The organism is Bradyrhizobium sp. CAR08 (genome assembly GCF_052871955.1).
In genome coordinates, this window is record NZ_JBIXJX010000085.1 from 1 (window position 1) to 980 (window position 980).

Annotated in this window: 1 protein-coding gene; it reads right to left on the reverse strand. The window is 63.6% G+C overall.

What is annotated here, in order from left to right; all coding sequences use genetic code 11:
• Nucleotides 1-944 (reverse strand): IS30 family transposase (locus tag ACIPUD_RS39805; RefSeq protein ID WP_446482996.1); only part of this gene is annotated, 944 nt, incomplete at its 3' end.
• Nucleotides 945-980: the final 36 nt, after the last annotated feature.

Consider the following 980-nt stretch of genomic DNA (forward strand, 5'->3'; position numbering starts at 1 on the left):
GCCGGGGTTCTGAAGTCAAGGCATTTGCGCGGGGTGTTGTTGTAGGCGGCAATGGACTGACGGAAGCGCTTGGTTGGGAGCTTTTCGAGGTCGGTCTTTCGGGGGATGAAGCGGCGCAAGCGGCCGATGGCGTTCTCGATGCCGCCCTTTTGCCACGGCGCGTGCGGGTCGCAGAAGAAGGTCTTCATCAAGAGGCTCTGCAAGGAAAGGTGGGCGGCGAACTCGGTGCCGTTGTCGAAGGTGACGGTACGGCGCAGTGCCTCCGGTACGGCTTTGAACAGGCGTACGAGATGGCTAGCGATACCGGCGGCGAACTTGCGTTCGATGGGAACGGCGAGCAGCAGGCGCGAGGTTCGCTCGTGGACGGCCAGGATGGCCTGCCGGTATTTGGAGAACATCATCAGATCGGCTTCCCAGTGGCCCGGGACTTTGCGATCGGCGACCTCGGCAGGCCGTTCTGCCAGCGAAACACGGCCTTCGATGAAGCTTGCGGGGCTCCCGCCTCGTTTGCCGCGGTGGCCTCGCTTGCTCTTGCCTCGAGGCAGATAGCGCCGCCAGGTGAAGTCCGTCGTGCGTGTGATCTGGGCGTAGATGAAGCGGTAGATGCTCTCGCAGGAGATCACCCTACGGCCACGTTCCCGGGCCAGCCTGCCTGCGACCTGTTCGGGTGACCAACCGCGGCTCAAGCCTGCCAAGACCTCGCGGCGCAAGCTGGCGTCCCGCTCGAGGCGAGAGCCCTTCCAGCGCCGCGCCCGGGTCTGCTGCTGAGCATAGCTTGGCTTGTAGCCGACTTGCCTGCCACGGTTCCGCCTCAGCTCCCGAGAGATCGTTGATGGCGGCCGATCCAAAGCTGCCGCGATTTGCCCGACCGAGCCGCCATTGGCCGAAAGGCGGGCAATCTCGCATCGATCGTCAAGGGAGAGCTGTTTGTAAGTCCGCCCCATGGCAACACCTCCAGATGGAAGTGTTGCACTTCGTTT